The sequence below is a fragment of the Streptomyces sp. NRRL WC-3549 genome (assembly GCF_000721935.1).
Taxonomy (GTDB): domain Bacteria; phylum Actinomycetota; class Actinomycetes; order Streptomycetales; family Streptomycetaceae; genus Streptomyces.
Window position 1 is genome coordinate 94,489 of sequence record NZ_KL585400.1, and the last position, 4,275, is coordinate 98,763.

The window sequence follows — 4,275 nt, forward strand, 5'->3', positions numbered from 1 at the left end:
GGCAGCCGCCCGGTGCCCGCACCGCCGAACACCAGGGTGGCGTCCCTCAGGTGGATCCACCGCGGCAGCGAGGCCCCGCCGTCGTCCGCCGCCAGCTCCCTGATGCCCTGGTCCACCGTCTCGGGGAACTCCGCGAGCAGGTTGGTCCCTTCGCCCTCGACCTGCCGCAGGGACCTCGCCCAGTCCGCCTTCCACGCCTCGTGACCGATCAGGTCCCCGTGGAGGATGCCGCAGGACAGCGTCAGGGTGACCGGCAGACCGGACCGCTGCTCTCTGTCCAGCAGTCTCATCAACAGCTGGAGTTGCAGGTCGGGCACGGGCTCCGTGATCACCGCGGCGGTCGCCGCCGGCGTATCGAGGGTCTCGCTCATGGGCCACTTCCCTTCACCTGACGCACGGCAGGTGAGGCCCGTATGCCCCCGCCGCAGGCGGTCACACCCCCGGCCCCGGGGTGGTTGCGGGAGCCGGAGCAGGGCACCCGCCCCGTAGCGCAACTCCATCCACTTCGGGGCGAATTGACGGGAGAGAGAGTGATGACGCACTACAACGGTTCATCCACGGCCGCATCCCGGTCGGGGACCAACGGCCTCGCCGTCGCGAGCCTGGTCTGCGGGATCGTGGGGCTCGTCGTGTTCAGCGTGGTCCTGGGCCCGGTCGCCATCGTCCTGGGCGTGTTCGGGCTGCGCCAGGTGGCGGCGAAGGGCGGCGCGGGCATGGCCAAGGCGGGACTCGTCCTCGGCATCATCGACCTCGTGCTCTTCGTCGTCCTGATGATCGCCGCCAGCTCGTCCGGCGGCTTCAGCTGGTACGTCGGCGGCTGACACCGTACGGCGACGGCGCGACGGGTGCGGGCCACCGGTGGTGGACTGCACGCCCCCGTCGCGCCGTCGCCGTACGTCCGTCGCGCCGGTCGCCGTACGCGCGTCGCCCCGTCGCCGTACGCGCGTCGCCCCGTCGCCGTACGTCCGTTCGCAGCCCGCGGCGGACCGGCCGGGCCGCGGCCTCTCACCGGTGGTACCGGTCGGTGCGGCGATCCGGTCCACCGTCGGGCGTCTCGGTGCCCGAGCCGCCCCGGCCAGCCCCGGCCCGCCCCGGGGTGGCCCGCTCAGAGTCCCGCCTCCTCCCACTGCGCGATGTCGGTGCGGTAGCGGTACTCGGGCCGCGTCGCGATGCCGCTCGTCCGGAACGGCTTGCCGCCGTCGTCGACGCGCAGGGTGCCGCTCCGGCCGCCGCTGGTCCACTCCAGCTCCAGGTACCAGGTCACGTCGTGGTCCTCCACGTGCGCGTCCAGGTGGAACACCTCGACATCGGTGGAGCTCACCTGGTACGGGAAGTCCTTCGCGGGGACGACCTCGTCCCCCTGCTGCCCCGCCACGGGCGTGGAGCGCGGCAGGCCGTCGTCCAGGTCGATGTCGAAGGACTGGGGCGTGATCCCGCTCCCGCAGCCCTCCCCCATGGAGTACGCGGACCAGGCCAGCGCCGGCTCACGCGCGACCACCCGCACGTGCATCGCGTTCAGCACCACCGCCTCCCCCGAGGTGCCCTGGAGGGTGAGTGCGAGCCTCATGGCGCCCCCGTCCACGCCGCCCAGGCCCTTCGCCCAGCCCCGGGTGCCCTGGGGCGCCGGCGGCGGCGCCGGTACGTCCTCGGGCGCCCGGTCGAGGAGGTAGTACTGCCCGCAGGGCGCCTCCCAGTTGTACGAGGTGATCGTGGCGTGCACGGGTACTCCGCCGTTCCCGGCCTCCCCGCCCTTCCCGGCGGGCGTGCCGGGGGACGCGGAGGGGACGGTGGCGGAGGGCGAGCCGGACGCCGGGCCGGGCGTCGGGGAACCGCCGGCGCTCGGTGCTCCTCCCGCCCTGCCGGCCGGGCCCGGTGTGACGACCACGCCGCCGACGACCCCTGCGGGGCGTGCCTCGTCGGCCGGGTCGTCCTCGCCGAAACCGTGGACGGCCAGTGCCCCCGGCACGGTGAGGGCCACGACGGCCGCGGCGGCGAGCAGGACCTTGGCCCGCCCCGACCACGTCCGCCGGGGTGCGGGCACGGTGGCCGTGGGATCGGGTCCCCCGGCCGCCGGGGCCTCCGGTAGGGATTCCGCTTCCTGGTGCGTCCCCCGCTGCGGGGCGGTGGACGAGCCCGGGGTGGCCGGCTGCTCCGGCACCGGCACCAGCACCGGCTCCGTGCCGTGCTCCGTGCCGTGCTCCACGTCCCGGCCGGACACGGGGTCCGGCGCCGCCGCCGCGCCGGGCCTCTCCACCGCCGCCCGCGCCCCCGGGCCACCGCCCGCCTCCGGCTTCCGCGCGCCCCGCCGCTTCGCCTCGTCGGCGAGGATCCACTTCCGGTGCAGGGCCACCAGTTCGTCGCCCGAGGCACGGCACACCCGGGCGAACCGCTCGACCGGTGCGTAGTCGTGCGGGACGGCGTCACCGTTGCAGTAGCGGTGGACCGTCGACGTACTCATGTGGAGCTTGCCGGCGAGCGCCCCGTAGCTCAGCCCGGACCGCTCCTTGAGCCCCCTGAGCTCCGCCGCGAAATCCTGGATCTCCGTACCCACCCCGACCGTCCCTCCCTCTACCGCGTCCCGGAACGGCATTCCAGGGCCGCACTGTTTCCGCAGGTCAGATGGCGTTCCAGCGTTCCGGTGTCCCGCACCGCCCGGCGATCGTTGCCACCGGGCCCCGGCGCCGCACAGGATGGGGCCACACCACCGAGCCCGCCTCGTCCCACCCAGGAGACGCCGTGCGTACCCGACTCGGACCGTTCCTGGCGGACGCGATCGCCACAGGGGTGCTGATCGCCTCCACGGCCACCGTCCTCACACTCCTGTGGCGCCTCTGACCACGCGTCACCACCCAGTACATCCGGCAACACCCCGGCGCGCCAAAACGGCGCCCCGGGACAACACGAACACCAACTGAACGGGGAGAACCACCTCATGCGTACCCTTCGCCTCCGCCGCACCACCCGCACCACCGTCCTCGCCTCCGCCGCCCTGCTGGCCGGGCTCTCCCTGACCGCCTGCCAGGGATCCGGACAGACTGCCGCCGGCACCTCCGCCCCGGTCCCCGCCGCCGCGGCCGAGCCGGCCGCCGAGGCGAAGGCCCCCGAGCAGGGCGTGCAGGCCTCCGGCTCCGAGACCGCGGCGGATTCCGGTTCGTCCTCCGCCTCCGCCTCCGGTTCGCCCTCCGCCTCCGGTTCGGCCACCGCGAAGACCGGCCCCGGTACGCACCTCACCCAGACCGCCGCACGACAGGGGAACGACGACGGCCCCGTCACCCTCGCCTGCCACGGCGGTAACTCGAAGGTGACGTTCAAGACCGTGTCCCGGCCCGTCAACCACGCGCTGCTCACCGTGACCAACACCGGTTCGAAGGCGTGCAACGCCTACGGCTACCCCGCCGTGCGCTTCGGCGAGGCCCAGTCCGTGCCCCCGGCCTTCGAGGAGAGCAAGCCGCAGGCCGTCGTGACCCTCGCCCCGGGCGAGTCGGCTTACGCCGGTGTCATGACCTCCTCCGCCGACGGGAGCGGCACGGGCGGCTACTCCACCAAGAGCCTCAGCGTCTACTTCCAGGGCCGCGACCTCTCCGGCTCCACCGGTCAGGGGGCGAACGTGCCGCTCGCCGAGAAGGTATACGTCGACAGCACCCTGACCGTCACCTACTGGCAGGCCGACATGGCCGACGCCCTCATGTACTGAGCCCGGCGCCCCGTCAGATCCCCGGTGAGGCCCGGTCCGGCAGCAGCCCGGACCGGGCCTTCTGGGCGTCTTCCCGTACGTCCCGCTGACGAGGAGCGGGCCCGTCCCGTAGCCCTCGGGACTGACCCACGACCAGCACGCAGAGGGATTCGCGCCCCGCCCACCGCCTCATACGGTCGTGAGCGACCAGAACGACCGACGACGCGCGCAACGGTGGGATGACACACGTGGCAGCACAGCAGGAACCGCTCGGGGAAGTCGCACAGCGGGGCAAGGCGTTCGCCCCGGAGTACCAGGGGGCTCTGGGGTCCCTCTCGGTGAACGCCTCACTCACCGACGTACGCGCCAGGGGCATCGAGGAGCTGCGGGCGGCGGAGGCGGCCGGTGACCACGGGGAGGTGGCCCGTTGCCAGCTCGCCGTCGCGGAGGCCTGCCGCCGGCTTGGCCGCAACGAGGAGGCCGACCGGGCGTGGAAGGCCGGCTACCGCGCGGCCCGGTCCGCCGAGGACATCGGCGCCATGGCCTGGGCGCTGTGGAGCGGCGGCACGCTCGCCCGGCAGCGCGGCTCGCTGCCGCTGGCT

At 74.0% G+C, this 4,275-nt stretch carries 4 protein-coding genes and 1 pseudogene; 3 read left to right on the top strand and 2 right to left on the bottom strand.

Features of this window, described 5'->3' with window-relative positions; genetic code table 11:
* A partial coding sequence (locus IH13_RS0116255) for a hypothetical protein (protein WP_031085051.1) occupies positions 1-371 on the bottom strand: 371 nt, incomplete at its 3' end.
* A 162-nt stretch (positions 372-533) separates the two neighbouring features.
* Between IH13_RS0116255 and IH13_RS0116260 the strand changes: the two genes are divergently transcribed.
* Positions 534-821: a DUF4190 domain-containing protein gene (locus IH13_RS0116260; RefSeq protein ID WP_031085052.1), complete on the top strand. Its 288-nt coding sequence runs from the start codon at positions 534-536 to the stop codon at positions 819-821.
* 284 nt (positions 822-1,105) lie between these two features.
* On the opposite strand, the gene IH13_RS0116265 is transcribed toward IH13_RS0116260, so the two are convergent.
* Positions 1,106-2,590, bottom strand: a complete 1,485-nt coding sequence (locus tag IH13_RS0116265) for a helix-turn-helix domain-containing protein (protein ID WP_051835854.1) — start codon at positions 2,588-2,590, stop codon at positions 1,106-1,108.
* Between the two features lie 342 nt (positions 2,591-2,932).
* Here IH13_RS0116265 and IH13_RS0116275 point away from each other — a divergent pair, with 342 nt between their 5' ends.
* Both IH13_RS0116275 and IH13_RS0116280 read left to right on the top strand, forming a co-directional pair.
* Positions 2,933-3,694 (top strand): DUF4232 domain-containing protein, encoded by a 762-nt coding sequence (locus IH13_RS0116275; protein ID WP_031085056.1) that lies wholly within the window; start codon positions 2,933-2,935, stop codon positions 3,692-3,694.
* Between the two features lie 218 nt (positions 3,695-3,912).
* Positions 3,913-4,275: pseudogene (locus tag IH13_RS0116280) on the top strand (hypothetical protein); the annotation flags it as partial.

Excerpts from the sequence above, each read along its gene's own strand:
- IH13_RS0116265 (WP_051835854.1), bottom strand. The coding sequence starts at position 2,590 with ATGCCGTTCCGGGACGCGGTAGAGGGAGGGACGGTCGGGGTGGGTACG.
- IH13_RS0116275 (WP_031085056.1), top strand. The coding sequence starts at position 2,933 with ATGCGTACCCTTCGCCTCCGCCGCACCACCCGCACCACCGTCCTCGCC.
- IH13_RS0116260 (WP_031085052.1), top strand. The coding sequence starts at position 534 with ATGACGCACTACAACGGTTCATCCACGGCCGCATCCCGGTCGGGGACC.